We start from the raw sequence: 17,508 nt of genomic DNA on the forward strand, positions 1-17,508 counted from the left end.
ACAAAAATGCCGCTCATTGAGCGGCATTTTTATTATCTATTCAAAGCGAGATTTACGGCCTAACTAAAAGCTTAGCACCAAAAGACTAGAAACTAGCCTCGACCACCTTTAATCGCTTTAATAATTTCAGTCGTAGAGCAGCCATCTTCAAAGTTAAGTACTTTCACTTCACCGCCAGCTGCAATTACTTCCGCACCACCAGCAATATCTTCAGGTTTGTAGTCACCACCTTTCACAAGAATGCTTGGTAAAACCTCAGAGATCAAACGTTGAGGTGTGTCTTCAGAAAACGGCACAACCCAATCAACTGCACCTAAGCCAGCCAATACCGCCATACGGCGATCGGTTGGGTTCACAGGGCGACCAGGGCCTTTCAAGCGCTTAACAGACTCGTCAGTATTAACGGCAACGATCAAGCGGTCACCTAGCTCAGCTGCGTGGTTCATGTAAGAAACATGGCCGGCATGCAGAATATCAAAGCAGCCATTGGTCATAACGACCTTCTCACCTTTCGCTCGAGCACGTTTCACTGCTTCAACCAGTGCCGCTTCCGAGATCACACCATAATCTGTGTCTTGACTACCGTGAATCGCTTCCGCTAACTCAATCGTAGACAGTGTGGATGTACCAAGCTTACCAACTACCACGCCAGCAGCCGCATTCGCTAATGCACACGCTTCATCAAGTGGTTTCCCCGCAGCAACAGAAGCCGCCAGAACTGAGATAACCGTATCTCCAGCACCCGTCACGTCATAAACTTCTTTCGCTTGAGTCGGCAAATGGAATGGTTCTAAACCTTTGCGAAGTAGTGTCATACCATGCTCACTACGAGTCACCAACAAAGCTTCGAAATCAAACTCTTCAATCAGTGCGAGTCCTTTTTCGATCATTTCTTCTTCAGATTTTACTTTGCCAGCAACCAACTCGAACTCAGCCATGTTTGGCGTCAGTAAAGTCGCACCACGGTAGCGTTCAAAGTCCGCGCCTTTTGGGTCGATAAACACAGGAACTTTTGCCGCGCGCGCTTTTTGGATAAAGCTCTGCACGTGTTCAAGAGCACCTTTTGCATAATCAGATAGAATTACCGAGCGAACGTTAGGGAGCGCTTGCTCCATACGAGACAAAACAAGCGCAGGATCTGTATTCTCAAATTTGTCTTCAAAATCAAGGCGAATTAGCTGCTGACCACGGCTCATCACACGCAGTTTAGTAATGGTTGGGTAATCTTCTAACTCAACGAAATCACATTTAACCTTTAGTGCGCCTAAGGTATTTTTTAACACCTCAGCAGGCTCATCTTTACCGGTCAAACCAACGATATGAGCATGACCACCAAGAGAAGCAATATTCATCGCTACGTTGGCAGCACCACCAGGACGCTCTTCGTTATTTTCTACTTTTACAACGGGTACAGGTGCTTCTGGTGAAATGCGGCCAGTTGGGCCATACCAGTAACGGTCAAGCATGACGTCACCGACAACAAGAACGCCTGATTGGCTGTAGTCAGGTAGAATTGGTTTCATTATGGATCTCCAAAAATCGAATCTGGCTAGAGTCTAGCACACTGATTACAGAGGCTAAACTATAGAAAAATGAGTAAAGCCTACTTCGATAGGCACTGTGATAGCTAAGCGAAAGACAAGCTACGCTTCCATCCACTGCTTCCATGCTTGAACAACATGTTCTCTTTCCATTTCAAACTTTTCAATCGCCACATCCGCATCAAGATTGAGTAGATTACGGTGGTGGATTTCATCTCTTAACGTTGTATAAGCATGGGTTAATGCCATCCCTTGTTGCTCGTCCATAATCCCTTGTGACAACAAGCTTTCGAAGATTCGTACATTGTCACACCAACGAGTAAGCTTTGGCTTCTCATTGCTGTATCGAAGGACTAAATATTGCGCCAAGAATTCAATATCGGTAATACCACCCGCATCTTGTTTGAGCATGAATCGATCGGCTTTTTTACCGCCGAGGTGATCACGCATTTTTTCTCGCATATCCACTACCGCCTTCTTCAACGTTGCTTCATCACGTTGTAGGCATAACACCTCATGACGTGTTTTATTGAATGCGGAAGCCAATAAGTCATCGCCATAAATCATGCGAGCGCGTGTCAAAGCTTGGTGTTCCCAAGTCCACGCGTCATTGTGCTGATACTCGTCAAAGGCATCGGTTGGACTCACCAACAAGCCAGATGCACCAGAAGGGCGTAGACGAGTGTCGACTTCGTACAGAATGCCGGAAGCGGTTCTGGTCGAGAAAATATGAATAATACGCTGCGCTAATCTTAAGTAGAATTGGCGTCCATCGATCTCTTTCTTACCATCAGTATAGATATGTACCGGGCAGTCATGCATGAACACAATATCGAGATCGGAATTATAGCCAAGCTCCCAGCCGCCCACTTTGCCATAACCGACAACAGCAAAACCACGACCTTCACGATCTTTAACATGGGTCGGCTCACCAAACTTTGCTGACACCTGTAACCAAGCCTGGTTAACTCCGGCTTCAACAATGGCTTCCGCTAAGTAGGTCAAATGATCACTAACCTTCATGACAGGTAGAGCGCCCGCAATATCCGCAGCTGCGATCCTCAAAATACAAGTCTGCTTAAACTGACGCAGACCTTCCATCTGTTGCTCCATATCATCTTCAGGGATACGGGCTAGGTAATCACGCAATTCGGTCTTGTAAGACTCTAAAGGTACTGGATTGTAGAGTTGCTGAGGATCGATAAGTTCATCTAACAGAATTGGGTAACGACCCAGCTGCTCCGAAATCATCGGGCTTGCTGTACATAAGCGAACTAACTGAGTCAACGCAGCAGGGTGCTCATCTAGTAGTTCAAGGTAAGTGGTACGCGTAACGATTTTTTGCAGTAGATGCAGCACTCGAGATAAACCAAACTCGGCATCCTTAGCGGTGTATAGCGCTTGAAACACTTTAGGCATCAAGCGATTCAGAACTTCTCGTCCACGTGGGCCAAGGGTTTTTTTAGCCAAATCGGCTTTAAACTGAATGATCGTTCTCGCAGCTTCAGGCGGGCTAGCAATCGCAATATCATGCTCCAGTACTTGTTCAATCACGTCTGGTTTATGGGCCATATCCCACAGTTCACTAAAGTGACTCGCGATCGGATTAGCGTCATCTTCATCAACGCCAATTAAGTCTTCGAACACGGTATGTACATTTGCCATATGAGTTCGAGTTGCAGCAATCAAACTGTCCCAATCAATGAATTGCATTGCGACAGCGAGTTGCAACTGTTCGAATTCACCATCAGGTAAGGTTTGAGTTTGCTTATCAGCCATCGCTTGTAATAGGTTCTCAAGACGACGCAGAAACAGGTAAGCCTCGCGTAAATGCCTTACCTCTTGGGCCTCTAGCAGATGAAGAGACTCAATCGCACTTAACGTTTCCAATAGACCTCTACCACGAAGGCTAGGTTCGCGCCCACCACGAATCAATTGGAAAACTTGCGCAATAAACTCCACTTCACGAATACCACCAGACCCAAGTTTGATGTTATTTGAGAGGCCCCGACGGCGAACTTCACTGCTGATCATCGATTTCATTCGGCGCAGAGATTGAATCGCACTGAAATCAATATAACGACGGAAAACAAACGGGCGTAACATTTGGCGAAGCTCTTGATACTCAGGATACATTTCGCTGCCCATCACTCGCGCTTTGACCATCGCGTAGCGTTCCCAATCACGACCTTGTTCTTGGTAATAATCTTCAAGTGCCGCATAGCTCATCACAAGTGGACCGCTCTCACCAAATGGACGTAAACGCATGTCGACTCGATAACAGAATCCATCAAAGGTTTGCTGGTCAAGTGCCTTGATAATACGTTGCCCCAAGCGTGTGAAAAATTGTGCGTTGGCGATACTTCGTCTTGCACCTTGGGTTTCGCCATTCTCAGGATAGGTAAAAATCAGGTCAATATCAGAAGAGAAATTGAGCTCACCGCCCCCTAGCTTGCCCATACCAATGATCAACATTGGCTGTGCTTCACCTTGTTCATTACAAGGTGTACCCCACTCTTTACAACAAATATCGTACTGCCATTGATAGGTTTCGAAGATCATCGCCTCAGCCAACATCGATAGATGGTTTAGGCTCTGCTCTAGCTCCCACGAACCCATAAAATCACGCCAAGCAATGTAAGTCATTTCTCGATTGCGGAATTGACGCAGCACGCGCTGACCACTCATTTCATCAGCACAACCAGAAAGTAACTCAGCTAGTCGCTCTCGGTACCCTTCAGCGCACTCTGCACATGCCAACATATCAGGTAAGTCACCGCATAAAACCGTATCACGCTGCAGGCAATCACCAATAAAACAGCTTAAGCCGAGTACACGTTTAAGATCTTCAATTAGTGGCTCAGACCAAGTATTGATGGCTTCACTTTGATGCTCTAATAATTGCTCAAAAGCAGACTGGGAGTGAGTGATGAGTTGAGAAGGCAATGGCATGTTTCTTCCTTGTATAAGCTGCGCGCCGAACAATCGGTTTATCGATTCAGTTCTTCAATAACGAGTTTTCATAACTAATACCAATCACAGTAAGTAAGTGTTCAGAGATAGCGTAGGAAAAAAGCTTGAGAACAAGGCTGCCCTTTTCAATAAATAGTTTCGATAAGTAGTTATTCTACATTCAAAAATTCTAACGCTGTTATCGAGATTTTTAACAAGCTAGGGTGACCAGTTATTTACTACGATTGGTATAAGATAGTTATACCAAAGTTACGCCAATAAAAAACGCCCACATTAGCAATGTGGGCGTTTTATCGATTAACTTATCTGGTTGAGCTTACAACCTAGAAAAAGTCTCTGGGAATAAGCCTTTACGGATGAAGATTAGGTGCTAAGGACTAAACCTTAAATTGCTTAATCTTACCGTCGAGTTCTTGCGCGTTGCTTTCCATAAGCTGAGAGGTCTCTAACAGCTCACCAACCACCACAACTGAAGCTTCAACAAGCTCACGAACGTTGGTCAGGTTAACACTCATCTCTTCAGCAACACTGCTTTGTTGACCTGCAGCGGTCGCGATTTGGAAGTTCATATCATTGATTTGATTGACTTGGCTTACAATGCCATCTAGCTCTGTTCCTGCATTGGTCACCAGATCAACGCCTTCCGCCGCTTCAACAACACTCTTCTCCATCAGCTCTACTGCAGAATTAGCACTGCTTTGTAAATGACTGATCATGTCTTGAATCTCTACCGTCGCTTGCTGAGTACGCTGCGCAAGGTTACGAACCTCATCGGCAACAACCGCAAAGCCTCGACCCGCTTCACCTGCACGCGCCGCTTCGATCGCAGCGTTCAATGCTAAAAGGTTTGTCTGTTCTGAAATGCCTTGGATAGTACCAACCACACTACCAATTGAGTCAACGCGCTCTTCTACTTGGTTTACCGCTGCTGCAGATGCTGCGATATCTGAAGATAGCTCACTCATCTTAGACACTGACCCTTGAACAAACTTCTGACCAGTAAGAGCCTGACCTGATGCCTGTTCCGTCAATGAAGAAGCGCTTTGCGCATGCTCGGCTACAGTTTGCACCGTAGAGGTCATCTCACTCATTGCTGTCGCAAGCTGATCGATCTCATTGAACTCTTCTTGAGCTGACTCTTTGGTTTCAGACATGCTGATGGTCATCACTTCCGTCAGAGCAAACAGTTCATCAGAAGAGGCCACCTGAGTTTTGATCATGTCGTTCAGTTGAACGCGAGTTTTTTCAAGTTCACGTGCCACATCGCCGTATTCATCTTTACAATCCATTTGAATCGGCACTGATAGGTTCTTGTCAGCCATAGTTTTAATGGCGTCATTAAGGTATTGAGTCTGACGCAGCATAACGCGAGCCGCAGCTAACAGAAGAACCACAAACACAATGATCATCAAGGCTGTTTGCCAAGCCACCTGAACTAGGTAAGTCTCGTAATGCTGTTGTGCGACTTGCGCATTGTTGGTTACAGCAAGCAATGAATCGTAAAACGTACTTGCGTCCCAAAGCTGCTTCGAAATGATCAAGATAGTGCTGAATATCATCAGCATGATCATTTTCGGAACGAGACGAACGTCAGAGATTATCCTTTCCCACGGCTTGAATGACAGTTTAGTCATTGTCAGTTCTCCATTAATTCTTATATATTGATGGCTTCTATATCCGCGAGGTGGCTATGTCAGTCAAAGTTCGCGATTTATTTTGAGCCTCGTATGAATGTTGAATAATACCAAAGACGCCACCAAGCCGATGAGCTTATTGTCACTGATTCTCTCTTTCTTAGCGTTATTTGTGATCTCAGGCTTATTGTTCGTACCGATCGATAAAGAATCGAAACAAGTCCTTATCGGCCTCGATTTTGTAATCTGTAGTGTTTTTCTTTTTCAGCTCACAATTGATCTATTCAGATCACAAAACAAAAAAGAATATCTAAAAGTACACTGGATCGATTTCTTAGCAAGCATCCCAATGATCGAGCCTCTTCGTTTCGCTCGCATTTTTCAGATCCTGCGTGTCATTCTTGTTCTTCGTTCGGGTAAACGCGTTCTCAGAGAGCTATTTCGCAACCGCAAAGAAACCACCCTCGCCTCGATTATATTGCTGCTGGTCATTCTCCTGACCATAGGAGCCGGAACAATACTGCTGTTAGAGCACAAAGATCCCAATGCCAACATCACCACTGGACAAGATGCTTTGTGGTGGGCTTTCGTTACCATCAGTACCGTAGGGTACGGCGATCATTATCCAGTCACGAGTTCAGGAAAATTAGTCGCTTCTCTGGTGATCATTTGCGGTGTGGGTGTGTTTGGTATGATTTCAGGCTTGATTACTTCTTTGATTACCTCTCCAACTCACCTTGAGAGTCAACGCGCTGAAAGCAAAGAGAAGCATCTTGAGAAGATCATTGAGCAACAACAGAAAATCCTCGAACGACTAGAAAAGCTCGAACAACAAACAAAAAAATAGGGCCGAAGCCCTATTTTCAAATTCATGCTTATATTGATGCAGGTGTTGAATTTAGTCTTGCCAATATGGCTCAACCTCAACACTGATTTGGCGTGTCTGTTCCATCGCATGCAGAATGGACACTTCTTGACGAGCCAACCAACGCTCTAGCTGAACCTTCTCGTCACCTTCCAACTTCTCAGTCAAAGGCTCTAATGTTTTGAGTGCCAGCAAGTCATCAATACCTTGCACCATATCAGCCCATGGCAAGCGGAAGCTGTTTCGTTCAGCGTCATCATACAAACTCGCGAAGCCAACACCAGAATACAGATTACGCATCAAACGGTATTGCTGTTCAATATACGCTTGGCTGGTCATCACTCGCTCTGGTGGGAAAGCTTCCATCAAGTCTGCCCATGTTCGATCGAGTTGCTGCACGGAAAACCATTCGATACCACGACCCATTTGTTCACGCGCTTTCTCATCTAAGAAAGGTTGCCAGCCACGAGATAAGATCCAGCGGCTCAGATCTAACAATAAACCAGTGTAACGAGCAGAGCTCAACAAGGTAAGCAGCTCTTCGCGATCGGGAAGTTGCTCTTGCATCTCTTTAAGCTCTGCGACCAAGAACTTGCGCGCATCCAACTTACGTAGCACATGGCCTTTATCTTCGAGCAAGTCTTCGAAGTGATCATAGCTTTTCAGCCAATCGAGCTCTTGCTCAAGCCACTTGAGCTCTTGGCGTAAAATAGCACTTGCACGTCTTGGGACAATACCACCATAGATAGTGAAGGTTTGACGAATAAAACTGAGCGAGTGACTGATTTCATGCAGTGCTTCAATAGATTGGCGCTCGGTGAATATCTGCTCATGATAGTGCCAATGAGCGAGAGCGTGCTCTAAAGATTGAATGAAACACGATTCAACGGTATCACTTTTGTCAGTATCAACTAAGGTCAAAGGAGTGACTTCATCTCCTTGATAACCTTGAGCAAGGCGGTAACCCTTAGCAGCTTTGCTTAGGTTACCCAAACGCATGCCACCTTGTTCGCAGAATTGGCGAGACAATGTAAATAGCGCATCCGTTTGACCGGATTTAAGTTCCAATTCGACTTCGCAAATCGGTTCTTGCAGGTCGCCTGATTCAACGAAGCCCTGGTCGAATGCGACCTCGACTTGACTGCCATCAGGCATACCAATCAACCACTGCTCGCGCGTGAAGTTGGTAGAGAATAGAGGAGTCAGCTCAGCTTGCAACGTTTCGATGTCTTTACCTGCTGGCCAGATGTCCTCTGGGTGCAGGGCTAACTTAGGTTCGTTGCTGTCGTGTTCTGCATTGTATTCAGGCCTTTGATGTAGGCCAGCAACCACACGACCAGCCGTCTTTACGGTTTGTACAAATACGTCATCAAAGCGTCGAATGCGTAAGCCTGTATCGTGCTTACGTAGCCAGTTGTCAGCGGTGTCAAAGTAGATGTTACCTAGCTCACGACAACTGTGCTGAAGTACTTTAGTTTCAGCAATTTTATTGCGTAAAGTCTCTGAAAATTCAGGAGAAACAAAAAACTTCAGTTCTATCTCGGTTTCCATAGTTATACCTTTCTGTGAAGATAGGGACAGGATATTGCCAATTTGAAAAGTCGGCAAGTCAGAAATATCGCCCTTATGATGATCTAAAACAGTTTTAATGAGAGATTGATTAGGTTAACATGCGCGACTTTGTAGCCATCGCTTAACATTTCACCATGAATATGGTGTATGTTGTTTTAAGGTTATTATTTATTAGGTTGGATGACCATGCCAGTAAATACAATTATGGGGTTATTTGCAAAGTCCCCAATTAAACCTTTGCAGCGTCACGTAGTATGCGTGAACGAATGTTGTTCTCACCTAGTTAATTTCTTTGAAGTTTCTTCAAAAGGTGACTGGGAAAAAGCATCAGAAATTCGAGCTCAAATTTCTCACCTTGAGAAAGAAGCTGACGTACTAAAACGTGAAATTCGCCTTAAACTTCCTCGTGGTTTGTTTATGCCAGTTGATCGCACCGATATGTTGGAGCTATTAACGCAACAAGACAAACTCGCAAACCTAGCGAAAGACATTGCTGGCCGTGTATATGGTCGTCAACTTGTCATTCCTGCTCCTATGCAAGAAAACTTCATCGCTTACGTTAAACGTTGTCTAGATGCAGCGAACCAAGCACAAAACGTAATCAATGAATTAGACGAATTACTTGAGACTGGCTTTAAAGGCCGTGAAGTAACACTCGTTGCCGAAATGATTCATCAATTAGATGTAATTGAAGATGACACGGATGCGATGCAGATCGAACTACGCCAACAACTAATGGCGATTGAAGGCGATCTGAATCCAGTTGATATCATGTTCTTATACAAAATTCTTGAATGGGTTGGTGGTATTGCAGATCAAGCACAGCGTGTTGGCGCTCGTCTTGAAGTAATGCTTTCTCGATCTTAAATCATACGTTAACCATATAACGAAGAGCATTTTTTGAACAAACCACTTATGCGCTGAGTATTTCTCTCGCTGAGCGGTTTTTTGCGTCTAAATTTGTTCCGCTTGTTATCAAACAACTAGGTATTACGATGGATATCCTTGCTAACTACGGCACTGTCCTGATTATTGTTGCAGCAGCTTTCGGTTTCTTGATGGCTATTGGTATTGGTGCAAATGACGTTGCGAACGCAATGGGCACCTCCGTAGGCTCTAAAGCTCTAACCGTTAAACAAGCGATCATTATCGCAATGATCTTTGAATTCGCAGGTGCTTACCTTGCGGGCGGCGAAGTAACAGACACTATCCGTAAAGGTGTTATCGAAACGTCTCTATTCGCTCATCAACCTGATGTACTCGTGTACGGCATGATGTCAGCACTTCTTGCTGCTGGTACATGGCTACTTCTCGCTTCTTACATGGGCTGGCCTGTTTCTACGACTCACTCAATCATCGGTGCAATCATCGGTTTTGCTTGTATTTCTGTAGGTACTGAAGCGGTAGACTGGAACAGTGTTCAAGGTATTGTGGGCAGTTGGATTATCACACCCGTTATTTCCGGCTTCTTCGCTTACGTGATATTTGTAAGTGCTCAACGACTGATTTTTGATACAGAGAACCCGCTATTCAACGCGAAACGCTTTGTACCGGTATACATGTTCATCACAACGATGGTGATTGCACTTGTAACCATCAAGAAAGGTCTTAAGCACGTTGGTCTTCACCTAAGCAACACTGAAGCATGGGTTTGGGCTGCTGCCGTTTCTGCGCTTGTTATGGTCGGCGGTTACCTATATATCCAGAAGAAATTTGCTAATCGTGAAGAAGACCACGGCTTTGCCGGTGTTGAAGGCATCTTCTCTGTACTAATGGTTATCACAGCTTGTGCAATGGCATTTGCACACGGTTCAAACGACGTTGCGAACGCGATTGGTCCACTGTCTGCTGTTGTATCAACCGTTGAGCACATGGGTGAAATCACAGGTAAGAGTACTATCGCATGGTGGATTCTTCCTCTAGGTGGTTTCGGTATCGTTGTTGGTCTTGCAACAATGGGTCATAAAGTAATGGCAACCGTTGGTACTGGTATTACAGAATTAACACCAAGCCGTGGCTTTGCTGCACAACTTGCAACGGCATGTACGGTTGTACTAGCTTCAGGTACTGGCCTTCCAATCTCTACTACACAAACACTCGTTGGTGCAGTATTAGGTGTTGGTTTTGCTCGTGGTATCGCAGCTCTAAACTTAGGCGTTGTTCGTAATATCGTGGCTTCTTGGATTGTGACACTGCCAGCAGGTGCTCTACTTGCTGTTGTGTTCTTCTACGGAATTCAAGCTGCGTTTACTATGTAATCGCGACTGTGTTAGTGGATACTAGCGTCAGAATAGTGTGAGCTTCAGTAACGATATGTAAATGCCATGTCATTATTGACTCAAACGCACAGAAAGGGAGGCTTTGCCTCCCTTCTTTGTTGCACCGCATAAAGAAACTAAATATTATTTGCTGATTGAGGCTGACTCATACGCCTACCCAATTTGAATCGTTAAGGGATTTACTGTGAAAAAACTGATTAGCTTAGTTTTGTTCGCAATGCTTGCGGCTCCGGCTGCCTTTGCACAAGACCGTTATATTGCTGACAAACTATTTACTTATATGCATTCTGGCCCAAACAACACCTTCCGTATCATCGGCAGTGTTGATGCTGGTGAAAAGATTACATACCTACAAACTAACAAGAGCACGGGTTACACCCAGATTCAAGACAACCGCGGCCGTAAAGGTTGGGTTGAAAGTAAGTTTGTAAGCACAAAAGAAAGCATGGCACTACGTATGCCCAAGCTAGAGAAAGAGCTGACTGAAGTTAAAGGCAAGCTAGCGAACGCTCGTCAGAGTGCTGACAGCGAAAAAGCTGGCCTAGCGAGCTCTCTAGATTCTCGTAACAAGCAGATTGCTGAACTAGAACAGAACTACAGTGAAATTAGCCAACAGCTAACCAGCTCTCAAACAGAGAACCGTGAACTGCGCGCTAAGCTAGACACTCAAAAAGACGACCTACTATTAAAGTACTTCATGTACGGTGGTGGTGTTGCAGGTATTGGTCTACTTCTAGGCCTTGTTCTGCCACACATTATGCCTCGTCGCAGAAAGTCACCAAACGGTTGGGCGTAAACTTAACGCTTGTATCAGGTACAGTAAATTCAGTATCGAATATCAAAAAGGAGCACCGAGGTGCTCCTTTTTATTTGCCTGTCATCTAGTGCACTTGGAACTCGCTAGCCTTTCCACTCGTACAGAGCTGGGATTTCTATCTTCTGCTGGTTGAACTCTATGATCACCGACTGTGGCTTAATCTCGAGTAACTGAATGTCTCGTCCAATCCAATCCCCTTGCGCCACCTCTTGGCCATTCACTTTGACCCAACGCTTGGTTTCGCTACTCGAATACATGTGAGTTTGTAAGTCTAACTTAGGTAACACCCCAGATAAGCTATTGGTATGCGTTTCCAACTCAATGACCTGCGACCCTACTTGTCCTGCAGGTCTTGAATCCATAGGTTCAGGTGCGCTTTGTTGATCACCCATGATAGATTCAAGCTTCAATGCTAAATCAGGTGGTAACTCACTGAGGTCTAGCCCTTGCAATAAATCACTGTCCGATTGCAGAGCCCTATCCTCATTGCTTGCACCTGGCTGAACCTCAGGCTGAGCTAGTGATAGCTCTGACTCTTCTGATGTTCGCGCACTGCTCTCCGAGCTAGCAACAGGCACAATAGCTCCACCAGCGACATTCGTACTTTCAGAGTCAATCTTTGCATACATTTCTTGGCGCGGAAGTGTTTTCAAAGGTTGGCTTGCCGGTGCCGGACGAACGGCGAACAGTACTTCGTCTTCCGCACCTGCTGACGGGGCTTCCATGCTTGCTATATCAGCCTCAGATATTTGAGGGTCAAGGTCTGACTGAAGCTTTAACTCTGGTAGATCTACATTGGCAACTTGGCTAATCGAGTTTTGCTGTTGATTGTATGATTGATAAACCAAGGTACCGCCTACCAACAAAGAAGGCACAAGCAAAAGAAGTAACCCCATGGCTAACGACGAACCACGTTTGTTGCTGATGCCCTTTGCCGAGTTCGACACATGGTGATTTTGGTAGCCTTTAAAGCTAGGTTTATTGATAGATGATTGTGTAACCGAAGACTGATTCAGCTCGTGCATAATACGTGACATTAGCTTGCCCCTCCACTTAATGACATCAACTTCGGAGAATCAAGCTGAGCTAATCTTTGCAACCTTGCTAATGTTCGTTGACCTGCGATGCCGTCAACCGACATACCTTGCCAAGTTTGAAACGCTTCAACCTTCATTTTTAATTCGTAATCAAATACATCACTACCAGACACAACCTCTCCCAACACCTCAGAAAGCAACAAATCGAGCAAAGCCACAGCTTCACCTTGGTAACCCTCTTTCAGCGTCTCTCGCAGCGGCTGTTTCCAAATCGCGACATAATCACCCTGCCAGATCTGCTCTAGAGATTGCTTAGGCATGACTAAGAGTTTTTCGTTAACCAGTAGTTCGACAGAATCTTGTGATACGCCATAAAGCACAGCAAACACAGATTCTTGTTCTATGTCTAAGTTCAACACCACAGGAACGCCTAACTCAAGCAAGTCATCCAAGCTAGATTGTTGCTGTTCACATACGAAAACACTTTGCGGCTCGCTTAGACATAAACCGTCTCGCAATGAAGACTGGTACCCCCAAAGGGTGTATAAATCCTTGATAGCCAGCGAGCGGTTAGTCCCTTGCATCAAGTGTTGTTGAATATGTGCTGGCAGTGCGAACTTGTCTGTCTCAAACTCAACCACCTCAGGCGTATCCGCAACTAACGACCGTTGCATCTTTGCTGAACCTACAGCTTGGACTTCACTTGAAGGTTTGGTTGTTAACCATGAATCTATGTACGTTGGGGCAAAGTTAAAGGTTGCCATCGCAAGTGCGACACTCAAGGTAGCTGCACCAGCGTACTGAACGAGCTTTGGTAGCACGCTCGTTGCGCGAGGTTTATCGACATGATAAACCTCGGCCTGAAAGGACATAACCTGCTGACACGCTCGGTTAACCGTTTCATTGCTCGGTGTTTGCTCTCCCTCATGAAAAGCTAACTGCAGCGCCTTATCACACACCAAGTTAATCAGCCTTGGAATGCCATGAGTATATTGAGCAATCAGCTTGACGGAGCGATTCGAGAACAACATCTGCTCGCCACCTGCCGTCTCCAGACGAAACGCGATGTACTTACCGGTCTCTTCAATATTAAGAGGCAATAAATGGTAACGCCCTGTAATACGCTGCGCCAATTGACGCAGTTGCGTGGTCTGCAAATGCTGTTGTAATTCAGGTTGACCAACCAACAATACTTTTAATAGCTTACGACTGTCGGTTTCCAAATTGGTAAGAAGGCGTAATTGCTCCAACACATCGGCAGCAAGGTGTTGAGCTTCATCTATCACCAATAAGGTTTGAATACCCTCTGCATGGCTATCCAATAAGAAGTAGTGAATCGCCTGACTCAGCTGCTTCAAGGATGCTTGTTCTGGGTACTCGACCTCAAACTCATCGCAGATAGCTTCAAGTAAATCTGTATTGGAAAATGTAGGGTTAAGTATAAGGCCGGCTTGGGTCTGATTATCGAGTGAAGACAACATCGCCTTAGCGACCGTTGTTTTCCCTGTACCCACCTCACCAGTAAGCATCGCAAAGCCCCCACCCTCGCCTAAACCGGCTTGTAGGTTCTGCATTGCCTCTTGGTGGCGCTGACTCAAAAACAAATAGCGAGAATTTGGTACAATCGAAAATGGCATCTCAACGAAGCCAAAATATTCCTTATACATGTGCTGCCCTATAATTACGATTAATGGAAAGTACCATTGCTTGCCGTAAAGTCCAGCAGTGATAAAACATTTCGAGGTGATAAGTTGCAAATATACGATAGCCTACCAGAAGAGAATGGGCTACAGCGCTATCTAGTCGGTGGGGCGGTGCGCGATAAGCTACTCAATATTGATAGCTATGATAAAGATTGGGTGGTAGTCGGCAGTACCCCTCAAGAGATGGAAAGCCTCGGCTTCACTGCAGTGGGTAAAGACTTCCCGGTATTCTTGCATCCAAAAACCAAGGAAGAGCACGCACTGGCTCGTACTGAGAGAAAGTCCGGATCTGGTTACACAGGCTTCGAATGTTACTTCGCGCCAGATGTTAGTCTAGAAGAAGATCTCATGCGCCGCGATCTGACTATCAACGCTATTGCTCAAGATGATGAAGGCCAACTTTATGATCCTCACCATGGCCAGAAAGATCTCTCCGATCGTATCTTAAGGCACGTTTCAGACGCTTTTGTTGAAGATCCACTGCGTGTGCTGCGTGTGGCTCGCTTCGCAGCCAAGCTTCACCATCTCAACTTCACGGTTGCCCCAGAAACCATGGATATGATGAGTGAGATCGTCCAATCCGGTGAGCTGGCACATCTTACCGCCGAACGAGTTTGGCAAGAGTGGCACAAATCACTCAGTACACCACACCCTGAAGTGTTCCTTTCTGTATTAAAAGAGTGTGGTGCATTGGCAATCGTATTACCTGAGGTTGACGCTCTATTTGGCGTTCCTCAACCTGAAAAATGGCACCCTGAAATCGACACGGGGATTCACACTCTGATGGTTGCTCAGCAAGCTGCACTATTAAGCCCATCGCTACCGGTACGCTTTGCTGCTCAAGTGCATGACTTAGGTAAAGGCGTTACACCTGAAAGTGAATGGCCAAGCCACAAAATGCATTGCCACACAGGTTTGAAAATCATTAAGAAGCTATGTGAACGAGTGAGAGTACCCAATGAATTCAGAGATCTTGCGCTGTTAGTGTGTGAGCAGCATTCTAATATCCATCGTGCAGGTGAGCTAAAGCCAACCACCTTTCTCAAAGTTCTCAACAAGTTCGATGTTTGGCGTAAACCAGATCGACTCAACGACATCTTGCTTTGCTGCCAAGCTGACCACGCAGGCCGTAGAGGGTTAGAAGATCAGCCTTACCCTCAAAAGGCTCGTTTTGAAGCGGCCTATCAAGCGGCGCTTCAAGTTGAAGTAAAAGCGATCATTGCTGATGGCTTTAAAGGTAAAGATATTCGAGAAGAGCAAGAGAAGCGCAGAGCGGTGGCTATTGAAAGCGCGTTATCAGAAATCACTGATAGTTAGTCTTCACTCCGTTAGTAAGCACGCAATAAAAAACCCGCAACTAAGCGGGTTTTTCCGTTTCAATCTGTAGGACGAAACATTTGTCTTCGTAGGTCGAGCGCTACTGCATCATTAAGAAAGCAAATAGACCAAAACCTAGAATCAGGCGGTAGATAACAAACGGTGTCATACCCATACGAGAGATAAGCTTCAAGAAGAAGTGGATACAGATATAAGCACTAATGAAAGAAACCACGATTCCCGTTAGTAAAGTGCCCACATGGATTGGGTCACCACTGGTCACTAACTTCAGACCCAAATAACCACCCGCTAGAGTGATGATTGGGATAGACATCAAGAAAGAGAATCGAGCTGCTGCTTCACGTGTGAAACCAAGATACAGCGCCGCGGTAATGGTTGCGCCAGAACGAGACGTACCCGGAATGATCGCCATTGCTTGAGCAAGACCAATAAATAACGCCTTTTTCCAACCCGCTTGGTATTCGTCATCGCGCAGGCTTGAGTTCTTATCCACCCACCATAACAACAGACCAAAGATAATCGTTGTCGTTGCGATCACCCACGCGCTACGCAGGTAAAGCTCAACAATATCTTTCATCAACAGACCAAAGATACACGCAGGAATCGTCGCGAGAATGATCATCCACGCTAACTTCGCTTCCTTGCTGCGATCACCTTTAAACACTGAACCAAAGAATGCGCTCAACAGAGAGACGACTTCTTTACGGAAATAGATAACCACGGCTGCCAAAGTACCGACATGGACAGCAACATCAAAAGCCAAGCCTTGATCTTCCCAACCTAAAACAGCAGAAGGAAGGATTAAGTGTGCTGAACTGGAAATAGGTAAAAACTCAGTAAAACCTTGCACCAACGCCAACATAAACGCTTCAAAATAACTCATTACTTACCTTAAAATTATAGTTTTATATCTACGACAGAGAGCGAGTCTAATTGCTGCATCTTCTGCCATATTTCACTGACGGTTCTTCCGTCTTGCGGGATCACTCGCGCAGGACAAAGATCATAAAGCGGCTGTGTTACAAAAGGATATTTGTAGATATCACTGCGTGGTAATTCTGGATCGCTATCAGAAACCACCTCTCCAAACAGCACAATATCAAGATCGAGTTTTCGATCTTGAAGTTTGTGCGCATCTTGAGAGCGACCCCATTTAAACTCAATTGTACGCAGCTGCTGTGAAAATTCAGTCAATGAGAGTGACGTGTCGAGCTCTATCACAAAGTTATAAAACGGATGGCTATTAAAACCCACGGGCTCACAGTGATAGATTTTAGAGCATTTAAGGTTAGTCCCTAACGATTGAAGCTCTGTCCATGCCACCCTTGCATGCTTATCGCGGTCTATGTTCGTGCCAACGCCAACATAGGCTATTGTCATGCTTGACCTCGTTCGATGATCACGCCAACGGCTTTTGCTTGTGGCACTGCGCCCGGTTTAGCTAAACGGATTTTAATCCAAGGTACAGAGAATTGAGTCATGATCAATTCAGCTACTTCTTCTGCCACACGCTCCACCAATAGGAATCGGCCATTCGCAATATGGTCAAGCACGGCAGTACTCACTGTCGAGTAATCCAAAGCATCAACCACATCATCACTCTTACCTGCTGGGCGGTTGTCATGAGCCATTTCAATATCAAGCACAAGTTTTTGTTTAATCTCTTGTTCCCAATCGTAAACACCGATCGTTGTAATTACTTCTAGCTGTTCAATGAAAACTTTATCCAATGCCATGACTTGTCCTTTT

General features: G+C 45.4%; 14 protein-coding genes. 5 read left to right on the forward strand and 9 right to left on the reverse strand.

From position 1 onward, the window contains the following. Positions 1-92 precede the first annotated feature (92 nt). From hldE to ATB74_RS15250, 3 genes are all read right to left on the reverse strand, one after another. Complete coding sequence (hldE, locus tag ATB74_RS15240; RefSeq protein ID WP_061019067.1) at positions 93-1,523, reverse strand: bifunctional D-glycero-beta-D-manno-heptose-7-phosphate kinase/D-glycero-beta-D-manno-heptose 1-phosphate adenylyltransferase HldE; 1,431 nt, start codon at positions 1,521-1,523, stop codon at positions 93-95. A gap of 120 nt (positions 1,524-1,643) precedes the next feature. Next, the gene (gene glnE, locus ATB74_RS15245) at positions 1,644-4,493 is read right to left on the reverse strand and encodes a bifunctional [glutamate--ammonia ligase]-adenylyl-L-tyrosine phosphorylase/[glutamate--ammonia-ligase] adenylyltransferase (protein WP_061019068.1); all 2,850 of its coding nucleotides are present in this window, start codon (positions 4,491-4,493) and stop codon (positions 1,644-1,646) included. 398 nt (positions 4,494-4,891) lie between these two features. Further along, positions 4,892-6,148, reverse strand: a complete 1,257-nt coding sequence (locus ATB74_RS15250; RefSeq protein WP_060983018.1) for a methyl-accepting chemotaxis protein — start codon at positions 6,146-6,148, stop codon at positions 4,892-4,894. Between the two features lie 97 nt (positions 6,149-6,245). On the opposite strand from ATB74_RS15250, the gene ATB74_RS15255 reads away from it, so the two are divergent. Next, positions 6,246-6,995: a potassium channel family protein gene (locus tag ATB74_RS15255; protein WP_061019069.1), complete on the forward strand. Its 750-nt coding sequence runs from the start codon at positions 6,246-6,248 to the stop codon at positions 6,993-6,995. A gap of 51 nt (positions 6,996-7,046) precedes the next feature. On the opposite strand, the gene ATB74_RS15260 is transcribed toward ATB74_RS15255, so the two are convergent. After that, the gene (locus tag ATB74_RS15260; protein ID WP_048609673.1) at positions 7,047-8,564 is read right to left on the reverse strand and encodes an inorganic triphosphatase; all 1,518 of its coding nucleotides are present in this window, start codon (positions 8,562-8,564) and stop codon (positions 7,047-7,049) included. Positions 8,565-8,771: 207 nt separating this feature from the next. Between ATB74_RS15260 and ATB74_RS15265 the strand changes: the two genes are divergently transcribed. The 3 genes from ATB74_RS15265 to ATB74_RS15275 all read left to right on the forward strand — a co-directional run bounded on the left by ATB74_RS15265 (position 8,772) and on the right by ATB74_RS15275 (position 11,660). After that, positions 8,772-9,452 carry a TIGR00153 family protein gene (locus ATB74_RS15265; RefSeq protein ID WP_010434644.1) on the forward strand — a complete coding sequence of 227 codons (681 nt, stop codon included), beginning with the start codon at positions 8,772-8,774 and terminating at the stop codon, positions 9,450-9,452. A 128-nt stretch (positions 9,453-9,580) separates the two neighbouring features. Beyond that, on the forward strand, positions 9,581-10,843 hold the full coding sequence (locus ATB74_RS15270) for an inorganic phosphate transporter (RefSeq protein ID WP_048609672.1): 1,263 nt from the start codon (positions 9,581-9,583) through the stop codon (positions 10,841-10,843). A 205-nt stretch (positions 10,844-11,048) separates the two neighbouring features. Continuing rightward, on the forward strand, positions 11,049-11,660 hold the full coding sequence (locus tag ATB74_RS15275) for a TIGR04211 family SH3 domain-containing protein (protein ID WP_019826861.1): 612 nt from the start codon (positions 11,049-11,051) through the stop codon (positions 11,658-11,660). Positions 11,661-11,764: 104 nt separating this feature from the next. On the opposite strand, the gene ATB74_RS15280 is transcribed toward ATB74_RS15275, so the two are convergent. Further along, positions 11,765-12,718 (reverse strand): general secretion pathway protein GspB, encoded by a 954-nt coding sequence (locus ATB74_RS15280; RefSeq protein ID WP_061019070.1) that lies wholly within the window; start codon positions 12,716-12,718, stop codon positions 11,765-11,767. Further along, entirely contained in the window at positions 12,718-14,385 is a 1,668-nt protein-coding gene (locus ATB74_RS15285; RefSeq protein ID WP_179946923.1) for an ExeA family protein, read from the reverse strand. The genes ATB74_RS15280 and ATB74_RS15285 overlap by 1 nt, the downstream gene beginning before the upstream one ends. 36 nt (positions 14,386-14,421) lie before the next feature. On the opposite strand from ATB74_RS15285, the gene ATB74_RS15290 reads away from it, so the two are divergent. After that, positions 14,422-15,738: a multifunctional CCA addition/repair protein gene (locus ATB74_RS15290; protein ID WP_061019072.1), complete on the forward strand. Its 1,317-nt coding sequence runs from the start codon at positions 14,422-14,424 to the stop codon at positions 15,736-15,738. A 100-nt stretch (positions 15,739-15,838) separates the two neighbouring features. Here ATB74_RS15290 and ATB74_RS15295 read toward each other — a convergent pair whose 3' ends face one another. The 3 genes from ATB74_RS15295 to folB are packed head-to-tail and all read right to left on the reverse strand — an operon-like array spanning position 15,839 to position 17,495. Then, complete coding sequence (locus ATB74_RS15295; RefSeq protein ID WP_004735967.1) at positions 15,839-16,642, reverse strand: undecaprenyl-diphosphate phosphatase; 804 nt, start codon at positions 16,640-16,642, stop codon at positions 15,839-15,841. A 14-nt stretch (positions 16,643-16,656) separates the two neighbouring features. Beyond that, on the reverse strand, positions 16,657-17,139 hold the full coding sequence (gene folK / locus ATB74_RS15300) for a 2-amino-4-hydroxy-6-hydroxymethyldihydropteridine diphosphokinase (RefSeq protein ID WP_061019073.1): 483 nt from the start codon (positions 17,137-17,139) through the stop codon (positions 16,657-16,659). Beyond that, entirely contained in the window at positions 17,136-17,495 is a 360-nt protein-coding gene (folB, locus tag ATB74_RS15305) for a dihydroneopterin aldolase (RefSeq protein WP_004735969.1), read from the reverse strand. The genes folK and folB overlap by 4 nt, the downstream gene beginning before the upstream one ends. Positions 17,496-17,508: the final 13 nt, after the last annotated feature.

Source organism: Vibrio splendidus (genome assembly GCF_001557875.1).
Taxonomy (GTDB): Bacteria; Pseudomonadota; Gammaproteobacteria; order Enterobacterales; family Vibrionaceae; genus Vibrio; species Vibrio splendidus_F.